21 protein-coding genes are annotated in these 23,550 nt (G+C 61.1%); 16 read left to right on the top strand and 5 right to left on the bottom strand.

Features of this window, described 5'->3' with window-relative positions:
• Nucleotides 1-208: 208 nt before the first annotated feature.
• The 5 genes from IB263_RS28775 to IB263_RS28755 all read left to right on the top strand — a co-directional run bounded on the left by IB263_RS28775 (nt 209) and on the right by IB263_RS28755 (nt 6,014).
• The gene (locus tag IB263_RS28775; RefSeq protein ID WP_089045124.1) at nt 209-772 is read left to right on the top strand and encodes a TRAP transporter small permease; all 564 of its coding nucleotides are present in this window, start codon (nt 209-211) and stop codon (nt 770-772) included.
• Between the two features lie 10 nt (nt 773-782).
• Nucleotides 783-2,063 (top strand): TRAP transporter large permease subunit, encoded by a 1,281-nt coding sequence (locus IB263_RS28770; RefSeq protein WP_060517979.1) that lies wholly within the window; start codon nt 783-785, stop codon nt 2,061-2,063.
• A 63-nt stretch (nt 2,064-2,126) separates the two neighbouring features.
• Nucleotides 2,127-3,143: a TRAP transporter substrate-binding protein gene (locus tag IB263_RS28765; protein WP_060517977.1), complete on the top strand. Its 1,017-nt coding sequence runs from the start codon at nt 2,127-2,129 to the stop codon at nt 3,141-3,143.
• A 91-nt stretch (nt 3,144-3,234) separates the two neighbouring features.
• Nucleotides 3,235-4,095: a shikimate dehydrogenase gene (locus IB263_RS28760; protein ID WP_162727339.1), complete on the top strand. Its 861-nt coding sequence runs from the start codon at nt 3,235-3,237 to the stop codon at nt 4,093-4,095.
• Between the two features lie 29 nt (nt 4,096-4,124).
• Nucleotides 4,125-6,014, top strand: a complete 1,890-nt coding sequence (locus IB263_RS28755; RefSeq protein ID WP_112985046.1) for a bifunctional sugar phosphate isomerase/epimerase/4-hydroxyphenylpyruvate dioxygenase family protein — start codon at nt 4,125-4,127, stop codon at nt 6,012-6,014.
• Nucleotides 6,015-6,235: 221 nt separating this feature from the next.
• On the opposite strand, the gene IB263_RS28750 is transcribed toward IB263_RS28755, so the two are convergent.
• From IB263_RS28750 to IB263_RS28740, 3 genes are all read right to left on the bottom strand, one after another.
• Nucleotides 6,236-7,309 (bottom strand): porin, encoded by a 1,074-nt coding sequence (locus IB263_RS28750; protein WP_029742955.1) that lies wholly within the window; start codon nt 7,307-7,309, stop codon nt 6,236-6,238.
• A 149-nt stretch (nt 7,310-7,458) separates the two neighbouring features.
• The gene (locus IB263_RS28745; protein WP_112985047.1) at nt 7,459-9,195 is read right to left on the bottom strand and encodes a hypothetical protein; all 1,737 of its coding nucleotides are present in this window, start codon (nt 9,193-9,195) and stop codon (nt 7,459-7,461) included.
• 235 nt (nt 9,196-9,430) lie between these two features.
• Nucleotides 9,431-10,216, bottom strand: coding sequence for a GntR family transcriptional regulator (locus IB263_RS28740; protein ID WP_060580732.1), 786 nt, complete (start codon nt 10,214-10,216; stop codon nt 9,431-9,433).
• 165 nt (nt 10,217-10,381) lie between these two features.
• Between IB263_RS28740 and IB263_RS28735 the strand changes: the two genes are divergently transcribed.
• The 5 genes from IB263_RS28735 to IB263_RS28715 all read left to right on the top strand — a co-directional run bounded on the left by IB263_RS28735 (nt 10,382) and on the right by IB263_RS28715 (nt 16,102).
• Nucleotides 10,382-11,368 (top strand): ABC transporter substrate-binding protein, encoded by a 987-nt coding sequence (locus IB263_RS28735; RefSeq protein ID WP_192439350.1) that lies wholly within the window; start codon nt 10,382-10,384, stop codon nt 11,366-11,368.
• Nucleotides 11,369-11,507: 139 nt separating this feature from the next.
• Nucleotides 11,508-12,287, top strand: coding sequence for an ABC transporter ATP-binding protein (locus tag IB263_RS28730; RefSeq protein WP_060580731.1), 780 nt, complete (start codon nt 11,508-11,510; stop codon nt 12,285-12,287).
• Nucleotides 12,288-12,294: 7 nt separating this feature from the next.
• A complete protein-coding gene (locus IB263_RS28725; RefSeq protein WP_060517968.1) occupies nt 12,295-13,218 on the top strand; it encodes an ABC transporter permease in 924 nt (307 codons plus the stop codon).
• Nucleotides 13,219-13,230: 12 nt separating this feature from the next.
• Complete coding sequence (gene kynU, locus IB263_RS28720; RefSeq protein WP_060580730.1) at nt 13,231-14,472, top strand: kynureninase; 1,242 nt, start codon at nt 13,231-13,233, stop codon at nt 14,470-14,472.
• Between the two features lie 199 nt (nt 14,473-14,671).
• A complete protein-coding gene (locus IB263_RS28715) occupies nt 14,672-16,102 on the top strand; it encodes an NAD-dependent succinate-semialdehyde dehydrogenase (protein ID WP_112985048.1) in 1,431 nt (476 codons plus the stop codon).
• 78 nt (nt 16,103-16,180) lie between these two features.
• Here the strand turns inward: IB263_RS28715 and IB263_RS28710 are convergent, their stop codons facing one another.
• A complete protein-coding gene (locus IB263_RS28710) occupies nt 16,181-17,086 on the bottom strand; it encodes a LysR family transcriptional regulator (RefSeq protein ID WP_060580828.1) in 906 nt (301 codons plus the stop codon).
• Between the two features lie 141 nt (nt 17,087-17,227).
• Between IB263_RS28710 and IB263_RS28705 the strand changes: the two genes are divergently transcribed.
• Genes IB263_RS28705 through IB263_RS28695 form a run of 3 tightly spaced genes read left to right on the top strand, consistent with a single transcriptional unit; the run spans nt 17,228 to nt 19,584 of the window.
• Nucleotides 17,228-18,184, top strand: a complete 957-nt coding sequence (locus IB263_RS28705; protein ID WP_034796473.1) for a dihydrodipicolinate synthase family protein — start codon at nt 17,228-17,230, stop codon at nt 18,182-18,184.
• A 21-nt stretch (nt 18,185-18,205) separates the two neighbouring features.
• A complete protein-coding gene (locus IB263_RS28700) occupies nt 18,206-18,748 on the top strand; it encodes a 3-hydroxyanthranilate 3,4-dioxygenase (RefSeq protein ID WP_060530138.1) in 543 nt (180 codons plus the stop codon).
• Between the two features lie 29 nt (nt 18,749-18,777).
• The gene (locus tag IB263_RS28695) at nt 18,778-19,584 is read left to right on the top strand and encodes an aspartate dehydrogenase (protein WP_192439349.1); all 807 of its coding nucleotides are present in this window, start codon (nt 18,778-18,780) and stop codon (nt 19,582-19,584) included.
• A gap of 170 nt (nt 19,585-19,754) precedes the next feature.
• Here the strand turns inward: IB263_RS28695 and IB263_RS28690 are convergent, their stop codons facing one another.
• Nucleotides 19,755-19,985 carry a hypothetical protein gene (locus tag IB263_RS28690; protein WP_146243020.1) on the bottom strand — a complete coding sequence of 77 codons (231 nt, stop codon included), beginning with the start codon at nt 19,983-19,985 and terminating at the stop codon, nt 19,755-19,757.
• A gap of 386 nt (nt 19,986-20,371) precedes the next feature.
• Between IB263_RS28690 and IB263_RS28685 the strand changes: the two genes are divergently transcribed.
• The 3 genes from IB263_RS28685 to IB263_RS28675 all read left to right on the top strand — a co-directional run bounded on the left by IB263_RS28685 (nt 20,372) and on the right by IB263_RS28675 (nt 23,260).
• Nucleotides 20,372-20,548: a hypothetical protein gene (locus IB263_RS28685; RefSeq protein WP_167550733.1), complete on the top strand. Its 177-nt coding sequence runs from the start codon at nt 20,372-20,374 to the stop codon at nt 20,546-20,548.
• Nucleotides 20,549-20,649: 101 nt separating this feature from the next.
• Nucleotides 20,650-22,557 carry a diguanylate cyclase gene (locus tag IB263_RS28680; RefSeq protein WP_246811104.1) on the top strand — a complete coding sequence of 636 codons (1,908 nt, stop codon included), beginning with the start codon at nt 20,650-20,652 and terminating at the stop codon, nt 22,555-22,557.
• Between the two features lie 400 nt (nt 22,558-22,957).
• Nucleotides 22,958-23,260, top strand: a complete 303-nt coding sequence (locus IB263_RS28675; RefSeq protein ID WP_034796466.1) for an alkylphosphonate utilization protein — start codon at nt 22,958-22,960, stop codon at nt 23,258-23,260.
• Nucleotides 23,261-23,550: the final 290 nt, after the last annotated feature.

The raw sequence follows: 23,550 nt of genomic DNA, 5'->3' as shown, positions 1-23,550 counted from the left end.
AGGCTCGCCACACCGCCTCCCGTGAGATTCATATTGAGGTTACGGGGGTCTTTCAAGAGAGTCTGCTTGACATACGTACTAGTTCGTACATTTTGTAGTGGCGAAGACGACTTGAGGAGGATGTGTTCGCACCGGTGCCCTGACGCCGCCCCGTGACGCCAATGTGATGCGCGGGCGCCAAGACGGCACTCCGCTTTGGGAGGAGCGCATGATCCGCATTATCGATTTCTATTTCTTCGCGCTGAAGGTGGCGATTGCCTTGCTGCTTGCCGGCATGGTCGTCCTCGTCTTCGGCAACGTCGTTTTGCGCTATGCGTTCAATCAGGGCATCACGGTCTCTGAGGAGCTATCACGCATCTTCTTCGTCTGGCTCACGTTTCTTGGCGCCGTGGTTGCCTTGCGCGAACACGGGCATCTCGGCGTTGATACGCTCATCAAACGCCTGCCGCCGGTCGCCGCGAAGGTCGCGGTGCTTCTTGGCCATGTGTTGATGCTCTACGCTACCTGGCTGATGATCAGCGGCAGCTGGACGCAGACGCTCATCAACCTGCATGTCGGCGCGCCTGCGACTGGGCTTTCCATGGGCTTCTTCTACGGGGCCGGTCTCGCCTTTGGGGTACCCGCATTCCTCATCCTGCTTGCCGACGCTTTCGCCATCGCGACCGGACGCATCGACGTGACGACGGCGGAACTGGTGCGCGACAGCGAAGACGAAGTGGCGCTTGACCCACCCCCCACGGCCACGCTCGGGCCGCTGCCCGTCAAACGCTGAGGACGAGCCGATGACCGTCACCATCTTCCTTGGCGCACTTCTCGGCCCAATGGCGCTCGGCGTGCCGATTGCATTTGCGCTGATCATCAGCGGCGTCGCCCTGATGCTCTTTCTCGGGCTCTTCGATGCACAGATCGTCGCCCAAAATGTCTTGAACGGCGCCGACAGCTTTCCGTTGATGGCCGTGCCCTTCTTCCTGCTTGCAGGCGAGGTCATGAACACCGGCGGGCTTTCCCGCCGCATCGTCGCCCTGGCGATGGCCATGGTCGGTCACATCCGCGGCGGCCTCGGCTTCGTGGCGATCTTTGCCGCCTGCATTCTTTCCAGCCTCTCTGGTTCAGCTGTCGCCGACGCGGCGGCCCTCGGCGCGCTGCTTCTGCCGATGATGCTGAAGAGCGGTCATGATCCGGCGCGCGCCGGAGGGCTGCTTGCCTCTGCATCGATCATCGGGCCTATCATTCCGCCGTCGATCGGCTTCATCCTCTATGGTGTGGTTGGCGGCGTCTCGATCACCAAGCTCTTTCTTGCGGGCATTTTCCCGGGTTTGATGATCGCCGCGGCCCTTTGCATCACTTGGCTTATCGTCGCTCGCAAGGAGCAGTTCGAGCTCCCGCCAAGACAAAGCGCCCGCGTGCGGCTTGGAGCGCTGCTCGATAGTGTCTGGGCGCTTCTGTTGCCGGTGATCATCATCGTTGGTCTGAAGTTTGGTGTTTTCACGCCAACTGAAGCCGGCGTTGTTGCGGCGGTCTACGCCCTGTTCGTCTCGATGGTCATCTATCGCGAATTGACGCCAGGCCAGCTTTTCCATGTCTTCGTAGCGGCCGCGAAAATTACATCCGTGGTGATGTTCCTGGTTGCCTGCGCTGCAGTTTCCGCCTGGCTGATTACGGTTGCAGACGTCCCCGGTGCGCTTGCCGCACTGGTCGAACCGCTGATGGACAACCAGACCCTTCTGCTCATCGCAATCATGGTCCTGATCGTCGTCGTCGGGACAGCGATGGACATGACGCCGACGATCCTCGTCATGACGCCGGTTCTGATGCCGATCATTAAACAGGCGGGGATCGACCCGGTCTATTTCGGCGTGCTGTTTATCATCAACAATTCGATCGGCCTGATCACCCCGCCAGTGGGCACCGTTCTCAACGTTATCTGCGGCGTCTCGAAACTGACGATGGAGGACCTGATGAAGGGCGTGTGGCCCTTCCTCATTGCCGAACTGATCGTCCTTTTCCTGCTCGTCCTGTTCCCAGAACTGGTGACCGTACCGGTCTCCTGGTTCGGGCACTGACGGCAACTTTTTATTGCGCTTCAACAGGCCGGCGGGATTACCGGCTCAATCTGGGAGGATAACATGTTGAACCGATTGACAAAAATGGCACTGGGCGTCGCCCTGCCGATCGTTTTGTTTGCAGCAGCGCCAACGCTTGCAGAGATACGCGACCAGACCATCAAGTTCGCGTCAGCCAACAACAAGGGTCACCCCCAAGTGACGGGCATGGAGAAGTTCGCCGAGCTCGTGAATGAAAAGAGTGGCGGCAAGATCGAGGTGAAGCTGTTCCCCGGCGGCACGCTTGGTGGTGACGTGCAGACCGTCTCCGCTCTCCAGGGCGGCGTTATCGAGATGACCGTGTTGAACGCCGGTATTCTTGCCAACAACGTCAAGCAATTCGGTGCCGTCGACCTTCCTTTCCTCTTCAATAGTGGCGAGGAGGCGGACAAGGTGATGGATGGCCCCTTTGGCGAGAGCCTCAGCAAGCTTTTGCCCGATACCGGCCTAGTCGGACTTGGATACTGGGAACTCGGCTTCCGCAATCTCACGAACAATCGCCATGCAGTGACCAAGCTTGAAGACATCAAAGGTCTGAAGATCCGCACCATCCAATCTCCGATCCCGATCGAACTCTTCAACACGCTCGGCGCGAATGCCGTGCCGCTGCCTTATACGGAACTCTACACCGCGCTTGAGACTGGGACGGTTGATGGGCAGGAGAACCCGGCGGCAAACATCCTGAATGCCAAATTCTACGAAGTGCAGAAATACATGACGCTGACCCGTCACCAGTACAATCCGCAGATCGTGCTCGTCAGCAGGAAATTCTGGGATGGCCTGAACGACGAGGAAAAGACCGTCCTGCAGGCAGCCGCGACCGAGGCCCGCGACTATCAGCGCAAGGTCTCGCGCGAGGCGGATACCGCAGCCCTTGAGGAAATCCGCAAGACAGGCATGGAGGTCAGCGAATTCAGTCCCGAGGAGACGCAGAAGCTGCGCGACGCCGTCAAGCCGGTGATCGAGAAGTTTAGCGCCGAGATCGGCGCTGACACGGTGCAGTTGTTGTTCAAGGAGATAGGTGCCGCGCGGGGCCAGTGACCGCGCGAATACTTCGGCCCGCCCGCGAAGTCGCGGCGGGCCGCAGTCTGGCTGCCCTTTGCAACGGGCTCAGAAGATGGAAACGGAAACAATGTCCGAAACGCTTGTACGACCCTTGAAGGCGGGCCTGATCGGTGCAGGCATCCAGGCCTCGCTGACGCCCGCCATGCACATGGCCGAAGGTGCAGCCCAGGGACTGCCCTATGCTTACGAGCTCATCGATCTTTCCGAAATCGGTGCGACGGAAAATGATCTGCCGCGGCTGCTCGCCGACGCTGAGAGGCAGGGGTTTGCCGGCCTCAACATAACCCATCCGTGCAAGCAGGCCGTCATTGCCCATCTCGATGAACTCTCGCCAGACGCACACAGGCTTGGTGCCGTCAACACGGTCGTGCTCACGGGAGGGCGACGATATGGCCACAACACCGATTGGTGGGGCTTTGCCGAAGGCTTCAGGCGCGGATTGCCCGATGCAGATCTTTCCTCGGGCGTGCAACTGGGAGCAGGAGGTGCGGGCGTCGCAACAGCCTATGCCGCGCTTTCGTTTGGCCTGAAGCGTCTCATCGTTTTCGATCGCGAGCCGGAACGGGCGCGATTGCTTGCCGCGATGCTGACCGCCTTGTTTCCAGAAGCCGACATCACCGCCGGTACGGACCTTTCTGTTGCGATGCGATTGGCATCCGGGTTGATTCACGCCACGCCGACCGGCATGGCGAACTATCCCGGGATGCCGCTTGACGCCGAACTTCTCGATCCGCGGCACTGGGTCGCCGAGATCGTCTATTTCCCGCTCGAAACGCCGCTGCTTTCAGAAGCGAGGCGACGCGGATGCCGCACGCTTGACGGTGGAGGAATGGCGGTATTCCAGGCAGTTGGCGCTTTTCGCCTGTTTACAGGTCTTGAGCCCGACACAACGCGGATGCTTGCCCATTTCAAGGCAATGACCGGCTGATTTCCGAAAATTCCACCGAGGAGCAAGTGATGAAGACCTCGATAGCAACGGTTTCGCTCAGCGGCGACCTCAGGGACAAGCTGCGAGCCATCGCCAAGGCGGGCTTTGCCGGTGTCGAAATCTTCGAGAACGATTTCCTCGCCTTTGACGAGAGCCCGCGCCAGGTTGGCCGCATGGTGCGAGATTTCGGTTTGGAGATCAGTCTGTTTCAGCCGTTCCGGGATTTTGAGGGCATGCCGGAGCCGTTGAGAGCCCGAACGTTCGACCGTGCCGAGCGCAAGTTCGACTTGATGGAGGAGCTCGGCACCGACCTCGTCCTTGTCTGTTCCAATGTCTCGCCGGCTTCAGTTGGTGGCATTGACAGGGCGGTCGCGGACTTTACCGAACTCGGCGAAAGGGCCGCAAAACGGGGCCTGCGCGTCGGTTACGAGGCGCTCGCCTGGGGGCGCCATATCAGCGATCATCGCGACGCCTGGGAAATCGTCCGACGCGCCGATCACCCGAGTATCGGGCTGATCCTTGACAGCTTTCACACGCTGTCGCGCAAGATCGAGATAAACTCGATCCGCTCCATCCCGAAGGAGAAGATCTTCATCGTCCAATTGGCCGATGCCCCACTGATCGACATGGATTTGCTGTATTGGAGCCGGCATTTCCGCAACATGCCGGGCGAGGGCGATCTGCCTCTGACAGACTTTACCCGCGCGGTGGCGGCAACTGGATATGACGGTTATCTATCGCTCGAAATCTTCAACGACCAATTTCGTGGGGGCAACGCCAGTGCGATCGCTGTCGATGGATATCGCTCGCTGATTTATCTCGGGGATCAGGTCAAGCGCGCCGAACCGGATACTCGTTTGCCGGTCCCCATAATGCCCCCTCGCGTCGACGTGAGAGGTGTAGCGTTCGTGGAGTTCAGTGCCTCGGAAGAGGAAGCAGGCGAACTCGAAGCGTTGCTCGTTTCAGTCGGATTCACGAAAACAGCACAACATCGGACGAAACAAGTGGTGGTCTATCGCCAAGGCGCCATCAATTTGGTGGTCAACACCGAGCGCGAAGGCTTTGCCAGCGCTTCCTATCTCGTCCACGGCACGTCCGCCTATGCCTTCGGCCTCATGGTGGATGATGCTGCGGCGACGGTAGAAAGGGCACGGGTGCTTGGGGCAGAACCATTCGAGCAGCCGGTTGGTCCAGGCGAGCTCGTGGTTCCGGCGATCCACGGAGTGGGCGGAGGGCTCATCTATTTTCTGGACGACAAATCCGAGCTCTCCAAGATCTGGGAGGTCGAGTTTGAGCCAGTGCGCGACGGCGGCTCTGTCATCGCGGCCGGATTATGCTCCATCGATCACATCGCTCAGACCGTAAAATATGAGGAAATGCTAACCTGGCTGCTCTTCTACACATCGCTACTCGATGCTCATAAGACGCCGATGATCGACATCGTCGATCCGGCAGGTATCGTTCGCAGTCAGGTCGTGGAAAATGACGCCGGCACGTTGCGCCTGACACTGAACGGCGCGGAAAATCGCAACACGCTGGCCGGCCGGTTCATCGCCGAAACCTTCGGTTCCGGCGTCCAGCATCTGGCCTTTGCCACCGATGACATTTTTTCGACTGCGCAGGCATTGCGCGCCAATGGTTTCAAGGCGCTACCGATTTCGCCGAACTACTACGATGACGTTGAAGCGCGCTTCGGTCTCGACGTTCAACTCGTCGAAAGGCTGAAGTCCGAAAACATCCTCTATGACCGCGACGAGGACGGCGAGTATTACCAGCTCTACAGCCCGACATTTGGCGAAGGTTTCTTCTTCGAGATCGTCGAAAGACGGGGCTATCGCGGCTACGGAGCCGCCAACGCGATTTTTCGCATTGCAGCACTACGGAAGTACCTGAGGCCAGAAGGATTGCCAAAAGGCTGACGGCCTAGCGACGGGCTCTGACCGCGAGCCGTCGCCGCCTGGTATGCTCATTTGGGAGTGGTGAGATACTCGTAAGCTTTGAAACAACTGGAAGGCGGGGTTCGATTCCGTTCAGGGAGTTGCACCGTCGCGAAGGCTTCTCTGGCAAGGGCAGCCCGCACCGTTGTTGCAGCCGGATAAAAACCGGCAGCAAGGTCGCTGCCGGTTCCTCAACGCGAAGCTTAAAAGTTTCTTTGGAAGCGCACGACACCACCGAAGGCGTCCTCGTGTCCGCGAAACCCGCGAAAAGCGGTGTAGTCGAGCTCCGGCGTGATCTTGAAGCCCGGCGCGATCTCATAGGCAACATTGAGGGCTGCGTTCCAGGTGCCATCCTCCTCGAAGTCGATCTGGCTGTTGATGGTTGCCTTTTCGCTGACCTTCACGGAAGCACCGCCCCACATTGCCCAGTCGCCGTACCAGCTGCCGTAGTAGTTCGGCCGGCTCGGGTCGGACTGGTAGGCAGCCATGACGAACAATGAGAGCGTGTCGGTGACGTCGAGGTTGACGCGCGCCTTGAAGGCCCAGGCATCATAGCGCGTGTCATAGGCCGCCATGCCAAAAAGCGTCATCCGGTCCGCTTCGTATTTCACCCCGCCGAGGAGGTGGGGAATGCTGTCGGCCCGGAGGTCAAACCACTCGCGGCTTGCCACGCCGGACGCGTCGACCGCCTCCAGTTCCCAGGAGCCATTGCCTTCCTCTGCGCCCACCATGGCGGAAAAGCCGTTGCCGAAGTCGTGGGTATAGCTCGCCTGCATCGTACGGTCGCCCGAGTAGTAAATGACGTCGTCGTAGATGACGTTGCCGGCACCCCAGGTCCAGTTGGCAAAGAGCGAATCGGCGATGCCGACCGAGAAGCCGGCAAGCTCGATAAGCGCTTCCGAAATGTAGATGCGCTCGCCCGATGCCTTGTGCTCGAAGCGCGTCTCCAGATAGGAGCGCAGCGTACCGAATTCGGTTTCATTGCGAGCGTCGAAGCGTAGTGTCGCCCGCGCCTTGCCGGGCAAGCCATCGAGCGAGCCGCCCCAGTAGACATCGTCGCCGGCCGCAACCTCGTGGCGCAGGTAGCCGCTGATCTTCAGGCAGGTTTCGGTGCCCGGAACATAGAAGAAACCGTTGCCATAGGCATCGCAGACGCGGACATATTCGACCGGTTCCGCGTCTGCAGCCGTTGCCGCTTGGGTGGCGGCCATCAGGCAGAGCGCCGCTGCGGCACCTTTCAGGAGGAGAAGTGCCGTAGCACTGGTTGGTTTGTACATATCGAGTTCGTTGCCTTGTCGGTTCTTGAAAATTGGCAAAGCTTCGCCGGCTCCGTCCGTGGCGTGCGGGACAAGCGGGTGCTGAGCGGGTCTGTATGGAATGAGAGAAAAAAGGGCCGGTATCGTTTGCGATACCGGCCAGTCGGGGGTTACCCGCGCGGCGGCCAGACTTCGCCGGCAAGGCCGGTTTTCGGTTCACCGAGAAGCGGCGTCTTCAGGGCGCGGATGCCGTCGATGCTGATCAGCCAGATGATGTTGCGGTCGTATTCGGTAAAGACCGCGAAGCTGGCGTTTTCATAGGTGTATTCGGGCATTTCCTCAGGCTTGGGGAAGCGCGGCACGTAGTAGCCGGCGATCTTCGGATCCTTCGGGTCCTTGACGTCGAAGATCTGCAGGCCAGCATTGTAGAAGGCATAGGGCAGGATGCCGTCGCGGCTGTGACCCGGCTGGTGGGTCGTGCCGGACCGCTTCGGACCGAAGCTGCCGCGCCGCTGGCAATAGTCGGTGAATTCGGCCTCTGCCGGGGGTGTCGGACGCGGGAAGGTGGCGACGACCTTCGGGTCCTTCGGATCCTTGGCGTCGATGACCAGCACGTCCTTGTAGGGCTCGTAGCAGTTGGAGTTCATCGGGTAGCCGTTGGCAAAGACATAGCCGGTGCGCTCGTACTGGCTGGTATCGGCATTGTCGAATTCGGTACCGGCAAAGCTTGGCGGGATGCTCAGATGGCCCATCATTTCCGGCGTGCCGGGATTGGTGAGATCGAAGGTGTAGAAGCCGAGGCCGCCCATCGCGCCGAAGCCGATCTTGCCACCTTTTTCCACCGGCTTCGGCAGGAACAGCGGCATGCGCGAGCCCATCCAGGATGTGCGGTTGCCGGCGCGCGGGTTCATCAGGTAGGCGTCCTCGCTTGCCTTGTCGCCGACGACCTGTCCGGGAACGGTGACCTGGCTGACGAAAAGAGGATTGGCCGGGTCCGTCATGTCCCAAGCCTGGTAGCCCGGCGAATGCAGGTAGTCCGGATACTCGGTCAATGCGTAGCTGTCGTCGGGCGCCGACGAGAGGTACATGTACTTGCCGCCAAACCAGGCGGGTGCGTCGAGCGAACCGGAGCCCTGCTGCTTGCCGATGGGCGCGTCCGGGTTGTTGATGTCGGTCGTGCGGGTGGCGATCAGCGTCCAGTCACTCGGCAGCGGCCCGTTCATCTCGTAGACCTTGAAGCCCTTGAGCGAATTGTAGTGGCGTAGCGTCTCGACGATGTCGGGCTGGGTGCGCTTGTTGTCGAGAATGCCGAAGCGGCCGATCTCGTAGGAGGCTACGACGACGTTTTTCTGGAGCTTTTCACTCCAGGCAATCGTCATACCGCCGAAATAGTCCTGGACCGTCTTGGCGTCCCAGTCTTCGCTTGAACCGTCCTGTCCCCAGACGCCGCCCTTGGAATAGACGACCTTGGCCTTGGCCGGGTCGGTGATGTCGAGCACGCGCATGTAGTCGCGGTCATGCAGGTACATGTAGCGCTTGCCGTCAAAATCCGCGACGTCGGGCCAGGCATGCCAGGGCGACGTGATGTGCGGGTAGAAGGCGATTTCCTCGACGTTGCTCTTGTAGGTTTTGTCGTCCCAATGGGTGAGCTGGCCGGGGAAGTTCGGCGATGCGCCGAGTGCTGTGGCGCGCGGCGCGTTGAACCTGCCCGTCGCCGGATCCATGCCGTAGTCCTTGCCCGGCGTCAGCGCCGGCGGCTGCTTGTCGTAGGTCAGTTCCGACCAGCGCTTGAGGTGGGGATCCTGGATGTTGATCTCCGTCGGTACTTCCTTTTCCCAACCCGCGGCAAGCGCAGTGCCCGCGGCCAGACACAAAATTGAGCACGTGATGATCAGCCTTCTCGGCATGTTGGTCTCCTCCTGGAATATCGGTGAACGGACGCGTCCAAGGCTGGCAGCGGCGCAAGCAAACGACAGCTCGGCGGCGAACACACCCCTGTGTCGCGTTCCGAATTCTTCTTTCGTCGTGTCAGTTGATCGCGCAGGCCTCCTCATGCCCGCGCAAATCACGCCGCTTCCGTTTGCTTAGGCGCCATGAAACAGGGTCGCTTTCCCCATAACAATCGCCTTAATCAGCATTAATTCATGCGGATTTCTTATGAGTTCCCTGGCGTGTTGATGGTTTGCGGGATGCAGATGACGCAACTTCCCCTTCCTCGACGGCGTAGACTTCGAGCGGATAGCCGAAATGCTCGTCCATCAGGATCCGAGCGCGTTCGGCGTTGCGGTCGAGTACGGCCTCCATCAGCTCGGTGTGCGGACCGATGGACTGCGCCTTATGCAGCGCGGCCATGGCCTCCGCATAGCCGGCCGTCTCTCCGTGTGCCGCGCGCAGAACAGGGGCGAAGGCGAGGAACCGGTAGTGGCGTTGGAGCTGGTCGGAGATGGTCGAGCGGAAGTGCATCAGCCAACTCGATTGCGCCGCGCTCAAGAGGGCGGCGTGAAATGCCTCGTGCCGTTCCATCCAGGTATCCACAGCAAGGTCGGAAGAATCCTCGACGATCGTCTTGCAGCGCGACAGGCGGTAGTGCGCCGTGACGATCGCCGATTCCCATTCCGAGCCGCCGCGCTCCATGGCTTCCAGCAATAGAGGGATTTCGACGACCGCGCGCGCCTTCGTCAGATCCTCGAGCCCCTTGCGCGACACGGGTGCGACGGTGAAACCGCGGTTGGAGATCGCCACTACCAGCCGCTCGGCCTCCAGCCGCGACAGTGCCTCTCGAAGAGGTGTCCGCCCGACATCATAGGTCTTGCTCAGAAGGTCGGGCCGCAACGGCGCCCCCGGTTGCAGGCGGGCCATGAGGATCTCGTTTCGCAAAATCCTGTAGGCGGCCTCTGTTTTTGTGCTGTTTTCCTGCTCGTCGACCAAAGGCACCTCCAAAATTCACCGCCCGAATGTTCGGTAATCATATATGCGAGAATAATATATGATAATCGCCAATTGCTATAATTGTATACTATATCGTTGACATTGCCGTTGGGCTGCGCTTCCTCATCGCTCGTGCTGTCACTGCAACAGCTGGAGGAGGAACCCATGGCCAACAGAAAATCGAAACTCATCACGGGCCTGATGGCGGCGGGCCTGGTGCTTGCCGGCATCGGTTCGGCGGCTGCCGATCCGATCCGCATCGGCATCGCCAATTTCGGCGAACACCCACCGCTCAACGCCGCCATCGCCGGCTTCAAGGCGGCGCTCGCCGAAAACGGCTTCGTCGAGGGCAAGGACGTCGTCTACACGGAGAGCCACACCAATTTCGACGCCTCACTGGTGCCGCAGATGATCGCCAAGCTGCAGGCCGAACAGTCAAAGCTCGTCTACACCGTCACCACCCCGGTTTCGCAGATCGCCAAGAAGGCGCTCGCAGGCTCCGGCATCCCGGTGATCTTCACGGCCGTGACCGATCCGGTCGCCGCCAAGCTCGTCCCGTCCAAGGAAAGCGGCGACGACGGCATCACTGGGGCGACCGACAGCCAGGACATGGCGGCCGTGCTCGCGTTTACCAAGAAGCTTCTGCCGAACGCCAAGCGCCTCGGCCTTCCCTATAACCCGGGCGAAGCCAACGACGTTGCGCTGCTTGAAGCGGTGCGCAAAATTGCTCCGGAACAGGGTTTTGAAGTCGTCGAAGTCGGCGTCGACAATCTCAACGACATCCAGCAGCGCATCACCTCGCTCTCCGGCAAGGTCGACGTCATCTATGGCCCGACCTCCAACATGATCCAGCCGGCGATCGCGGCGGTCGCGTCGGCCGCGCGCCAGGCGGGTATCCCGGTCGTCAATGCCGTCGATACTGCCGTACAGGAGGGTTTCGTGCCGGCAAGCTTTGCCGTCAACTACGAGCAGGTCGGCAAGAATGCCGGCAAGATTGCGGCTGAAGTCTTGAAGGGCAAGGACCCGAAGTCCATTGCTCCTGTTTTCCCTGCCTATGAGGACCACCAGGCGCTGATCTCGAAGAAGGCGATGTCGGCCTTCGGCGTCGAGATCCCGGCTTCGCTCGCCGACTGCAACTGCATCGTCGAGTAATCCGACGCCAGCAACGGCGGCGGCCACGACGCCGCCGTCCATGAGCGCGCCGCGCGCGCCCTGTCCATTCGTATTTACATGAATTCCGGAAGCAAGGCTGCGGAGGCGGCCTCTACGGAATTGCTCAGAGGAGGAACGGATGCTCGAAATCCGATCTGCACGAAAGGTCTTCTACAAGGGGCAGCCCGACGAGAAGATCGCCCTCAACGATCTCAGCCTGACGCTTCCGACCGGCAACTTCGCCATCGTCATCGGATCGAACGGCGCCGGCAAGAGCAGCATGCTCAATGCCATTTCCGGCGCGCTCATGCTCGATTCAGGCAAGATCCTCATTAACGGCGACGATGTGACGGCACTGCCCGTGCACAAACGTGCGACACGGGTGGCCCGGGTCTTCCAGGATCCGATGAAAGGCACCGCCGCCTCGATGACGGTTGCGGAAAACATGCTGCTCGCCGAATTGCGCGGCAAGAAACTCGGCCTTAGCCGAGGCCTCAATGCCAGGCGGCTCGCGAGCTACCGCGAACGCCTCGCGGCGCTGAACCTTGGGCTGGAAAATCGGCTGGACACGCGCGTCGAACTGCTCTCCGGCGGCCAGCGCCAATCGCTTTCGCTGATCATGGCGACCTGCGACCAGCCGGATCTGCTGCTCCTCGACGAGCACACCGCAGCCCTCGATCCCCGCACGGCTGACATCGTCATGCAGGCGACGGTGCGCGCGGTCGAAGCCTTCAATCTCACCACGCTGATGGTGACGCACAACATGCAGCACGCTGTCGATTTCGGCCATAGCGTGGTGATGCTCGATGCCGGCCAGATCCGGCTCGAGATCACCGGCGCGGAAAAGGCCGAGGTCACGATCCCGAAACTCATCGGTCACTTCGGCATGAAGACCGACCGGATGCTGCTCGCAAGCTGAGACGGACATGGAAACGGTTTCTACGATATTTTCGAACTTCATCACGCTCGTCCCGGTCACGCTGGCGCAGAGCCTCATCCTTTCCTTCATCGTTCTCGGCATCATGCTGCCATTCCGAACACTGAATTTTCCGGACCTGACGAGCGAGGGCGCATTCCCGCTCGGCGGCTGCGTCTGCGCGCTGTCGCTCGCCGGTGGCGCACCCGGTTGGCTGGCGATCCTCGTTGCGATGGCCGCCGGGTTCCTGGCGGGTAGCTGCACGGCCTTCGTGCATCTGCGCTTCCGCATCCACACGCTGCTTGCCGGCATTCTGATGATGACGATGCTCTACTCGATCAATCTGCGGCTGATGGGCAAGTCCAACCTCTCGGTGTACGGCACGCCAACCATTTTTGATGGCGTACCCTTTGCCGAGCCGGGTTTCCCGGTCGCGAAGATCGTCGTTGCAGGACTGCTCGGCATTGCCGTCTATTGCCTTTTGAACCTCTATTTCCGGACCGAACGCGGAACGGCCATGCGCGCCGTCGGCTCCAACCCGGATATGGCGGAAGCGCAGGGGATCAGCATCTGGGCCTTCACCATCGGCGGGGTCGGTCTAGCCGGTGCCTTCTCGGCCACCAGCGGCGCGCTCATGGTGCAGTCGCAGGGGTTTGCGGACGTCAACATGGGCATCGGTACGCTGATCAACGGTCTTGCGGCGCTGATGATCGGCGAAGCCATTGTCGGCAAGCAGACGATCCGGCGCCAGCTTGCGGCACCCTTCGTCGGAGCCATCGTCTACTACCAGCTTGTCTCGCTCTGCCTTGCCGCCGGCATGCCGCCGACCGACCTGAAACTTGCCACCGGCCTCTTCGTGCTCGCCATGCTGGCGCTCCCAACCCTCAAGCGCGCCCGCGGCCCGATGCCGGCCCGCGAAACCGTCCGTGAATAGAAGGACTGCCCCATGAACATCGATATCCATGCTGCCGAGGCGCTCGACCGCGACGACCCGCTCGCGGCCTTCAAGAAGCGCTTTGATTTGCCCGAAGGCGTCACCTATCTAGACGGCAATTCGCTCGGCGCAGCACTTCATGCCTCCTATGCCGAAATCGAGAAGGCCGCGAAAGTCGAATGGGGCCGCGACCTCATTCGCAGCTGGAACACGGCTGGCTGGTTCGCCCTGCCGCTGACGCTCGGCGACCGCGTCGGCCGCCTCATTGGCGCAGCACCCGGCCAGACGGCCGTGACCGACCACACCTCGGCCAATGTCTACAAAGCGCTGCACGCCGCACTCGGCCTCAATGCGGAGCGCAAGGTCATTGTCGCGGAAAGCGAGAGCTTCCCGACCGATCTTTACATGGCTGAGGGCGTGATTGCGACGCGGCCCGGTACCGTCCTGCGGCTTGAGGGCGTCGATGGCCCGCGGATCGAAGACCTGATCGACGAGAGCGTCGCCGTGGTGCTCGTCAATCACGTCAACTACAAGACCGGCGCTCTGCGCGATATGGCGGCGCTGACCAAGCGCGCGCACGATGTGGGTGCGCTCGTCGTCTGGGATCTCTGCCATTCGGCCGGTGCGCTGCCGGTGGAACTCGATCGCTGCAACGTCGATTTCGCCGTCGGTTGCACCTACAAGTATCTGAATGGTGGCCCCGGTGCGCCAGCCTTTATCTATGTCGCCAGGCGCCATCAGGAAAAGGCCAGCCAACCGCTCAGTGGCTGGTGGGGCCACGCCCGGCCATTCGCTTTCGAGCGCAATTACGACGGCGGCGCGGGCATCTTGCGCTTCCTCTCCGGCACGCAGCCAATCCTGTCGCTGCGCACGCTTTCGGCCGCGCTCGATCTTTGGGATGAAGTGGACATGACGGCCATCCGCCGGAAGAGCATCGCACTCACCGACCTCTTCATAAAGCTCGTCGAAGCGCGTTGCGGCGCGCATGGCCTGAAGCTGGTCGGTCCAAGGGACGGCACGGTGCGCGGCAGCCAGGTCTCCTTCGAGCACGAGGGGGCCTATGAAATCATGCAGGCTCTGATCTCGCGGGGCGTCATCGGTGACTTCCGCGCCCCGGCCACCATCCGTTTCGGTTTCACACCGCTCTATACGAGTTTTAAGGATGTGTGGAACGCCGTGGACGTGCTGCATGACGTGATGGAGACTGGCGCTTGGCGCGACGCCCGCTTTGCTGTCCGTAGCGCCGTGACCTGATCGCGATCGCTTGTGAAAAATGGAAAAGCGCTTTCCCTGCCCGGGAAGGCGCTTTTTTTCGTTTGTGGTGGCTCGAGACTTATCACATCTCGATATCAATTCATTCAACCTATGTGGATTGTTATATTAGACCGCTGATTGCATCCATTACCGGAACAGGAAGGCGCAGCCTCTGAAGGAATGGCGAAAAGGCAATCTCATGGCTCAGGATACGCATGCTCAGCTCTATATCGGCGGCAAATGGAGGGCGACCTCTGAGACGCTCGCCGTCATCAACCCCGCCAATGAGGATGTCATCGGCAAGGTGGCGGTCGCCCGCGAGACGGATCTCGCCGACGCAACGGACGCTGCCTGGCAGGGCTTTCAGGCCTGGAGCCGGACATCGCCGGCTGCCCGCGCGGCGATCATCCTGAAGGCGGCCCAGCTTATGCGCGAGCGCTCAGAGGAGATCGCGCGTTCGATCACGCTCGAAAACGGCAAGCCGCTTTCCGAGGCGCGGTCCGAGGTCATTCGCGGTTGCGAATTCTTCGAATGGGACGCCGGCGAATGCGTGCGTCTCTACGGCCGGGTTATCCCGAGCGCACCGGGCATCCGCTACATCGTGCTGCAGGAACCGATCGGCCCGGTCGCGGCGTTTTCGCCCTGGAACTTCCCGATGAGCCAGCCCGCTCGCAAGATCGGCGGCGCACTTGCGGCCGGCTGCTCCATCATCATGAAGGCGTCCGAGGAGACGCCAACCGGCGTCGTGCACATAGCGCGGGCGTTCCACGATGCAGGCCTTCCTGCCGGTGTGCTCAACCTCGTCTTCGGCCACCCCGCCGAAATCTCAGGCTATCTCATCCCTCAGGACCGGATCCGTATGGTCGCCTTCACCGGCTCGACCGTCGTCGGAAAGCACCTGACGACGCTCGCTTCGCAAGTGATGAAACCGGCGCTGATGGAACTTGGCGGCCACGCGCCCGTCATCGTCTGCGAGGATGCCGATCCGGTTGCGGCAGGCATTGCCTGCGCCACCCGCAAGTATCGCAATTCCGGCCAGGTCTGCACCTCGCCGACGCGCTTCTTCGTGCACGAAACGCTCTACAGGCGCTTCACGGACGCCTTCGTGGAGAAGGCGCGTTCGATCAAGGTCGGTGACGGCCTCGACGCAGGGACGCAGATGGGCCCGGTGGCCAACGATCGCCGCATCGCTGCCCTCCAGGAGCTTGTCGACGATGCGCGCGCAAAGGGCGCCCGCATCCTGTGCGGCGGCGGACGTCTGGACGGCAAGGGCTACTTCTTCGCGCCGACCGCGATTGCCGATCTGCCGGATGATGCCCGCGCGCTCAGCGAAGAGCCCTTCGGCCCGCTCGCGCTGATCAATCCGGTTGCCTCGATCGACGAAGCGCTTACGAAAGCGAATGCGCTTCCGTTTGGTCTTGCCGCCTATGGCTTCACCAACTCGGCCGCCAACATCGACCGCCTGATGCAGGGCATCGAGGCCGGCAATCTTTCGATCAACACGCTCGAGGCCTCCGTCGCCGAAACGCCGTTCGGTGGCGTCAAGGAAAGCGGCCTTGGCCGCGAGGGTGGCGCGGAGGGCCTGCATCACTACACCGTCGTCAAGAACGTCTCGCTGCGCACCGCCTGACGGCATCGCGCGCGCCGCAATGAATGGATGATCAGGCCGAAACCGCTGTCTGGGTGGTTTCGGCCTTCTTGCGTTCCATCAGCCGACAACCGGGACCATGTCGCGCAGCACCTTGCGCAGCAGTGTGCGCACCGCGAGCGTCGCGGGGGAGGGCGTGCGTTCGCGCGCCGTGATGACAGAGACATCGCGGGCAATCGACGGCTCGACCAACGGGCGGGCTGAGATCTTCCGACCGTTGAGGCCGGTAAAGGCATAGGTCGGCAGGATGGCAACCCCCGCCTCCCGCTCGACGAGCGAAAGGGCCGTGTTGATCTGGTGCACTTCGAGAGAAGGGCGCAGTGGCACGCCGGCGCTTTCGAAGCCGACCTCGGTCAGAAGACGGATATTGCTTTCGCGCGTCAGCGTGATGATCGGCTGGTCGGAAAGCGCGGACCAGGCCACTTCGGCCTTCGTGCAGATGGCGTGGCCCTCGGGCGCAAAAACCATCAGCTGGTCGCGCAGCACGCGTTGGATCTCAAGGCCGTCCTCGTCGCTGGCAAAGGTGCCGACGCCGAGGTCGCAGAGGCCACTGCGCACCCGGGGCGCGATCATGTCCGTCACGACGTCCTCGATCCTGAGTTTGAGGTTCGGATGGCTTTGAGCGACTTCCTGCAGCAGGCGCGGCAGCACGGTTGCGCCAAGGAAGGGCGGGGCGGCGATGCGCACCAGGCCCGTTCTCAGTTGCCCGAGATCGTGCACCGCATCGACGGCGCGCTCGATTTCCGCAAGGCCGGGCAGCGCGGCCGCCGCAAAGACCCGACCGGCCTCGGTCAGTTCGACGCGTCGGGTCGTGCGGTCGAAGAGCCGCGCGCCGAGCAGCGCCTCGAGGTCGCGGATCGCATGCGAGATGCCGGCCTGGCTGGTGCGCAAGCGTTCGGCGGCGCGGGAGAAGTTGCCGAGTTCGACCACGGCCTGAAAACACTTGATCTGACGGAGATTGAGCATCGCGGGATCCATACTGATTTCGGCATGAATATATACAGACTATGTGTCTTAATGAATAAAAAAATCCTGCGCTAAATGCGCCGAGAGAGACCGGAGCGGTTGCTTCACGCGCCACCGGACGGACATGCGACAGGGAGCGTCATGAAATACCAGCGTAAAGATGCAAAGGCCCATTCCCGTGCCACGATGCGCGGCATCTGGGCGGCGGCGAACACGCCGTTTACGGCCGATGGCGCCATCGACGAAGAGGGCTACCGCCGCAATGTCGAGCATTGGATTTCCGATCTCGGTATCGACGGCCTCTTCATTGCCGGCAAGCAGGGTGAGTTCTTCTCCATGTCGGTCGACGAGCGCAAGCGCATGTTCGATCTCTCCGTGGAAGCGGCCGGAGGACGGGCGCAGACGATCATGTCCTGCTCCGACCAGAACATGGATGTGGTGATCGATCTTGCCCGTCATGCGCAGGCCTGCGGCGCCGACTACATCGTCGTGCATGCGCCGATCCTGCATTTCTTCAAGCAGCAGGACGAAACGCTGCTGCGCTACTATGAGGCCATCGCCTCAAAGGTGGATATCGGCATGGCGCTGTGGTCGCATCCCGACAGCGGCTATCTGATGAGCCCGGAACTGTGCAACCGGCTTGCCGACATCGAGACGGTGGTAGCGATCAAGTATTCGGTGCCGCGCGCCATGTACAAGGCGCTGACGGCGCTCGCCGGCGACCGCATCCTCGTCTCGACCGCTTCGGAAGAGGAATGGCTGGATAACGTCTTGGAACTCGGTTGGCAGCTTTATCTCTGCTCGTCGCCACCCTACACGCTCCAGACCAAGGCCGACCGGCGCATGGCCGAGTACACAGCACTCGCCTTTGCCGGAAAGGCCGAGGAGAGCCGCGCCGTCAGCGCGAGCTTGCAAGGGGTGCGTGACGCCTTCCGCAAGTCCAAGCCCGCGGAAAAGCCCCATGCGCACCAGAAGTACTGGCAGGAACTGCTTGGCCAAGTGGGGGGAGCCGTCCGCCAGCCACTGCTGGAGCTGACGGATGCGGAAAAGAGACTGACCAGAGCCGCCTTCGAGGAATGCGGCCTGAAACTGCGCTGAACGGGACAGGGAGGAATATCGATGACGAAGCTCAAGGCGTTCAATCTGCAAAAGTGGATCGACGAGCACAAGCACCTGCTGAAGCCGCCGGTCGGCAACCAACAGATCTGGAAAGACGCCGACCTCATGGTGACGATAGTCGGTGGCCCCAACAAGCGCACCGACTATCACGACGATCCCGTCGAGGAGTTCTTCTACCAGCTAAAGGGCGACATGGTGCTGAAGCTCTATGACGGCAAGGAATTCTACGACGTGCCGATCCGCGAGGGCGACATCTTCCTGCTGCCGCCGCATGTGCGCCACTCGCCGCAGCGGCCGATGGAGGGATCGATCGGCCTTGTGATCGAGCCCACGCGGCCTGAAGGCCTGCTCGACGCTGTCGAATGGTACTGCTTCGAATGCACGGAACTTGTGCACCGCGCGGAGGTAGACCTCGAATCCATCGTCGACGATCTGCCGCCGATCTATCAGGCCTTCTACGCGGACGAAAAGCTGCGCACGTGCCCGAAATGCGGAACCGTGCACCCCGGCAAGACCCCGCCCGAGGGCTGGGTGACGCTCTGAACCCGGCAGCAAACCAGCAAAGGATCGTCATGTCGAAAGTCGAAGCCATCTGCCTCGTGGGCTGGGGCGCCATCGGACAGCGGGTGGCAGCACTTCTTAAGGCGCGGGGCGCGAACGCCCGGATTGTCGGGATCGCCGTGCGCGATCCCAGGGAAATCGAAGCGACCATGCCGGAAGGGGCGGTTCATGTTGCCGGTCCAGAAGCGCTGACGGCGACCGGCGCGACGTTGGTCGTCGAGGCGGCGAGCCGCGAAAGCGTCCAGCCCTTCGCCCGGGCGGCATTGGCGGCGGGCATGGATTTCGCGGTGTCCTCGACCTCGGCCCTGGTGGATGCCACCGTGCTCGACGAACTCGTGGAACTTGCGCGGCGGAACGGTTGCAAGCTTATCATACCGCCGGGCGCGCTCGGCGGCATCGATGCGCTCTCGGCGGCCTCACGGTTGAGTCTGGACAGCGTGGAGCACACCATCACCAAGCCCGCGAGGGCCTGGTTTGGGACGCCCGCCGAAGAGTGCTGTCGCCTAAGCGAACTTCAGGAAGCGGAAGCTTTCTTTGCAGGATCGGCCGCTGAGGCGGCGACGGCCTTTCCGCAAAATGCCAATGTGGCGGCGACCATCTCCCTTGCCGGCATCGGTATGGAACATACGCGTGTGCAGCTCGTCGCCGATCCCAAAGCAGTGGAAAGCACGCACAGCATTATCGCCCGCGGCGCCTTCGGCACACTCGAAATCCGCCTTCAGAACCGCCCGCTCGCAACCAATCCGAAATCCTCGGAGATGACGGCACTGAACCTCGTTCGCCTGATCGAGAACAGGACAAGCGCGCTTGTCCTTTAGTCGGTAGCTGCCGCTCGACTACTCGGCCATTGCCGTTCCGGGCAGATCTTTGTGCTGCCGGCAACCGCATGCGCCGCTCGATCCGTTGGCTCTATCGAAACCACCTTTGGCATCGTCGGTGAAAGGCATCACGCGTGCGGTGGTGCTTGAACGCCCAGACGTTGCGGGGGTCAGTCGCTCCGACGGCGGGCTTTCACGCTCTTCCTAGCAAGCCGTCGGCCGATCCAGGAGAGGTAGGAGGTGGTTTTTTTCCTGCTGTCAACGGGGGATAACCGGGACAGAATCGCATTGCGCGAAAGCTCCGCGATACAGTGATGCGCGCCAATGTGCCTGCTGCCGAACGAAGGCAGGATCAACTTCTTGCCCGCCAGGCTCGTCTCGAAGGAGAGCGAGATGGTCATCGCGAAGTTCGAACCCCGGCAAAACGTCTAGAGCGCGGGTTGATGCCGCAGAGGAAGTAACGATGGCCGGCGAGCGACGTAAGCCTGCGAGTGGCTCGATGCCTGTCTTTGTGAAGCCCTTTTCGGGAACAAGAGCGAGGCGCAGCCGTTCTACGGTCAGACCTGCCTCATCGAGCCCGCACTTGGAGCAACGGCCGAAGGGAAGAGATCTGATAGTGGCATCAGCGCAATCGCGCCCCTACCCGAAGGGACGCAGCGCGCTGCAGCACACTGCCACACCCACAGTGAAAACACGCCCGTTTCTCGCACGATCTTCGGGCAAGGTCCGCTTGCGAGACGAATGCGTTGCGATAGAGTTGCTCTGCGATTCGTCGCCTGGAGCAAAGATGCGTCAGCAGACAAAGCCGTTTATCGTTGAGATCAAGCAGTCCCGAAAGCTTAAACCCAACGGCGAAAAACTATCGATCTGGGGGAAACTGGATTTGAGCGTTGCCGAAGAGCACGTGGCATCCGAGAACCCAGTAGAGGCACCGGCCGCCATCGAAAGCGGCGACCGGCTCTAGCGCGCGATCGGCGCAAACCCTCAAAGAGCCATCTCAAACATCCGTCGTGTCCGGTTGCAGTTCATGAAGAGAGGCGGTCGCGCGCTCTTCTGGAGCGGCCCATGGATGATTGCCCGCTTGTCGTCGTCCAGCGCCTTGCGCCAGAATTGAAGACAGGAAGTGTGAGCGGGCCGCGGTTCGCGTTCAGGCGCTATAGCAAGGTCGCCGCCTTCCGCCGAGCCGATAACAGGCGCGTTTTTGCGGCGCTTAATGGTATCGAAAGCTTCTGGCTGTATCGAAGCCCTATGCTTGGGGGTGGGTTTCGAAGTCGTGCTTTGGCAGTATTTCTGCTTCTGTTGATGCTGACGCACCTGGGCGTTGGATCGACCCACGCTGGTGATTCCAGCAACATTCGCAATTCCTGCTGGGCATCCGGCCGCATCTCAGAGAACGTGATCACCATAGCTTTGGCAGCCGAGCGGTGGTCCTGTGATGACCGGAAATTCTCGATTGATTCCGAACGAGTGCTGCTTCGCTTCGATCTCAGGCCGGGCGATAGCCCTCCTCGATACTTTCTCTCCAGGCGGAGCGCACTTGAGGCGGTGCATCTCCTTGCAATCGACCAGGACGGCGCGGTGCGGCAAGCCTCCGCTTCTGCAGCAGCGTTGCCCAGCTCAATGGCCGGTGGGTATTTCAAGGCTCCCCTGCCTGTAGTGACAGATGCGACGCGGCAAGTCGTCGTCGCAATCGATTTGCCTAGCCATCGGATGACACTGGAGCGAGCATATCTGGCACCAGTGGATGTCGCAGTCGATAGCATCGACGATATGCAACTCCTGACGTTCGTCGCAGGCCTAGCTGGCATGCTCGCCATGCTTCTGATCTTCAATGCGGCGTTCTATCGGATCCTGCGCGAACCTTTTGTTCTCTGGCACTCGGCTTTGACGCTGTCGTTGCTGATGACCATTATGACCTCATCAAGTTTGTCAGTCGTATTTTTCGACCCGCCGGCCATGACTTTGAGCTGGATGACCACCTTGCTCTTCGGGATGACGGTCGCATCAGGAGCGATGTTTACGTACAGCTTCATCGAACCTGGACTGATGCATCCTGCACTACGGCGTCTGCTACCCTATTGTGCGGCATCGGCTTTGTTCCTGAGTGCGTTTCACGCGGCATTCCCGTTCGTTGCGCGGCCAATACAATCGACCGCGTACACGGCTGCGTTTGCACCGATCCTCATCATTTTCATACTGTCGATGATCGACGCATTGCGCCGCGGGAGCCGCGCGGCAAAATTTCAGGCAGTCGGATACACGCCAATGATCGCGGTCGGCTTGATCCGTCTGGTGACGGGCGTCGTACCCTGGTTCGACAGCATCGACGCCACGCTCGCGTTTTATGCTGGCTGTCTATTCGAAGCCCTCTTCACCACGCTCGGCGTAGCTGATCGCTTCGTGACCATGAAGCGGGAGCGAGATCGCGCACGCATCGAAGCCGATCTGCTTGAACGGCTTTCCGAAACGGACCCATTGACGGGATTGCTCAATCGTCGAGCTATTGAGGGACAGTTCGCGCAGCTTCGAGCTGATGGCTTTGCAACATTGGCGGTCATTGACCTTGATCATTTCAAGTCAATCAATGACGTAAACGGACATGCCGTTGGAGATGCCGTGCTCAAAGCTGTAGCCAATGCTTTCCAGACAGGGCCGGACGTGCGGGCATACCGTCTTGGCGGTGAAGAATTTGTACTTCTCTTGCGCGGCAATGATGCCGCCACCCTGGCCGAACGCCGGCGACAGGCAATTCCGGTAATTGTCGCCAGTACCGTTCCGGGTCTCGAGCGACCTGTAACCGCCAGCATGGGAGTGACGGATACCTTCGGCGATGAAGGTTTTGAGAAACTCTATGAACGGGCCGACAAGCTCCTCTACGAAGCAAAGAGCGCGGGCCGAAATCGAACTCGGAGCACCATCAAGGCAGAGACGGATCTGGAAATCTTTGTGAAAGAACAGGCCTTCGCCAACTAGAGCACTCACAGTGCTGAATGAACGGGGGCCGAGGTTGGTTGCGGGCTTGGCCATGTCTCTTTCTTTCGGGCCGAAGTGGTTCCGGCCCAGTGCCGAACCGGCGGAAGACGGCCGCTTCAATGTTCGCGCTCGGCCGGACAAGCGGAGACGATCTACGGGCATACGAGGCAGTGCCCTGCGAAAGGCAAGCGGGTCCGCTCCGCGCGCGGCGACGGATGCCGGCCCCCACGCGGCGCAAATGCGGCCTTATAGCGGACGACCGACGTTTTAGACCGCAGCAAAACCGAAGGACGAGCCGTGACATTTGCGTCAGCACCGCAGAGAAGGTAGGGGTGCACCCCTATTGCAGCGATCGCGGCCGCGACCACTGCAAGATCCGAAAAACCATGCAAGGCAGACCATGAGCGACCAGAACGACGACTACGTGTACGACGATGTAACGGGTGAGTGGCGGCCAGCCTCCGAACTTGCTGCCGAGAAAGCAAGAGCCGCCGAGGTTCGCGATGCGTCAGGGACCGTCCTTGCAGATGGCGACTCAGTCGTTTTGATCAAGGATCTCAAGGTGAAGGGTGCCGGGCAAACGCTGAAGCAGGGAACGGTGATCAAGTCGATCCGGCTAACTGATAATCCTGAAGAAATCGATTGCCGCCATGAGGCGATCAAAGGTCTTGTTCTACGCACTGAGTTTGTTCGCAAACGCTAGACGTTCGAAGCGTAACAGGTGATCGGCAGTCCTGAAGCGGCGCCGACGTCTTCGGAAGCGCTCAGCTTGAGGGCCGAGGAGTTGTCGCCGCTTAGCCCAGCGGTTTGGTCGGCGTTCTCGGCCGTTGTAATGCCGACTCGCACTTCCAACGCATAGCGACAACGGAGCGCGACTAAGCGGATTGCGGCCCATGAGCTCGCAGTCGCGCTGGATGGCAGCCTGGTCCCAGGCTGCGGCCATCCGCTAGCTGCTTCTCTTGTCGCGCAACGGGAGGGCCGCCCTTTCGCCTA

This window comes from Ensifer sp. ENS03 (genome assembly GCF_014852035.1).
Classification (GTDB): Bacteria; Pseudomonadota; Alphaproteobacteria; order Rhizobiales; family Rhizobiaceae; genus Ensifer; species Ensifer adhaerens.
Note: the sequence above shows the minus strand (reverse complement) of the source record. Positions and strands in the feature narration are given on the sequence as shown.

What these genes read in the sequence shown, in the direction of transcription:
- IB263_RS28775 (WP_089045124.1), top strand. Translation starts at nt 209, where the DNA reads ATGATCCGCATTATCGATTTCTATTTCTTCGCGCTGAAGGTGGCGATT.
- IB263_RS28770 (WP_060517979.1), top strand. Translation starts at nt 783, where the DNA reads ATGACCGTCACCATCTTCCTTGGCGCACTTCTCGGCCCAATGGCGCTC.
- IB263_RS28765 (WP_060517977.1), top strand. Translation starts at nt 2,127, where the DNA reads ATGTTGAACCGATTGACAAAAATGGCACTGGGCGTCGCCCTGCCGATC.
- IB263_RS28760 (WP_162727339.1), top strand. Translation starts at nt 3,235, where the DNA reads ATGTCCGAAACGCTTGTACGACCCTTGAAGGCGGGCCTGATCGGTGCA.
- IB263_RS28755 (WP_112985046.1), top strand. Translation starts at nt 4,125, where the DNA reads ATGAAGACCTCGATAGCAACGGTTTCGCTCAGCGGCGACCTCAGGGAC.
- IB263_RS28750 (WP_029742955.1), bottom strand. Translation starts at nt 7,309, where the DNA reads ATGTACAAACCAACCAGTGCTACGGCACTTCTCCTCCTGAAAGGTGCC.
- IB263_RS28745 (WP_112985047.1), bottom strand. Translation starts at nt 9,195, where the DNA reads ATGCCGAGAAGGCTGATCATCACGTGCTCAATTTTGTGTCTGGCCGCG.
- IB263_RS28735 (WP_192439350.1), top strand. Translation starts at nt 10,382, where the DNA reads ATGGCCAACAGAAAATCGAAACTCATCACGGGCCTGATGGCGGCGGGC.
- IB263_RS28730 (WP_060580731.1), top strand. Translation starts at nt 11,508, where the DNA reads ATGCTCGAAATCCGATCTGCACGAAAGGTCTTCTACAAGGGGCAGCCC.
- IB263_RS28725 (WP_060517968.1), top strand. Translation starts at nt 12,295, where the DNA reads ATGGAAACGGTTTCTACGATATTTTCGAACTTCATCACGCTCGTCCCG.
- kynU (WP_060580730.1), top strand. Translation starts at nt 13,231, where the DNA reads ATGAACATCGATATCCATGCTGCCGAGGCGCTCGACCGCGACGACCCG.
- IB263_RS28715 (WP_112985048.1), top strand. Translation starts at nt 14,672, where the DNA reads ATGGCTCAGGATACGCATGCTCAGCTCTATATCGGCGGCAAATGGAGG.
- IB263_RS28710 (WP_060580828.1), bottom strand. Translation starts at nt 17,086, where the DNA reads ATGCTCAATCTCCGTCAGATCAAGTGTTTTCAGGCCGTGGTCGAACTC.
- IB263_RS28705 (WP_034796473.1), top strand. Translation starts at nt 17,228, where the DNA reads ATGAAATACCAGCGTAAAGATGCAAAGGCCCATTCCCGTGCCACGATG.
- IB263_RS28700 (WP_060530138.1), top strand. Translation starts at nt 18,206, where the DNA reads ATGACGAAGCTCAAGGCGTTCAATCTGCAAAAGTGGATCGACGAGCAC.
- IB263_RS28695 (WP_192439349.1), top strand. Translation starts at nt 18,778, where the DNA reads ATGTCGAAAGTCGAAGCCATCTGCCTCGTGGGCTGGGGCGCCATCGGA.
- IB263_RS28690 (WP_146243020.1), bottom strand. Translation starts at nt 19,985, where the DNA reads ATGACCATCTCGCTCTCCTTCGAGACGAGCCTGGCGGGCAAGAAGTTG.
- IB263_RS28685 (WP_167550733.1), top strand. Translation starts at nt 20,372, where the DNA reads ATGCGTCAGCAGACAAAGCCGTTTATCGTTGAGATCAAGCAGTCCCGA.
- IB263_RS28680 (WP_246811104.1), top strand. Translation starts at nt 20,650, where the DNA reads ATGGATGATTGCCCGCTTGTCGTCGTCCAGCGCCTTGCGCCAGAATTG.
- IB263_RS28675 (WP_034796466.1), top strand. Translation starts at nt 22,958, where the DNA reads ATGAGCGACCAGAACGACGACTACGTGTACGACGATGTAACGGGTGAG.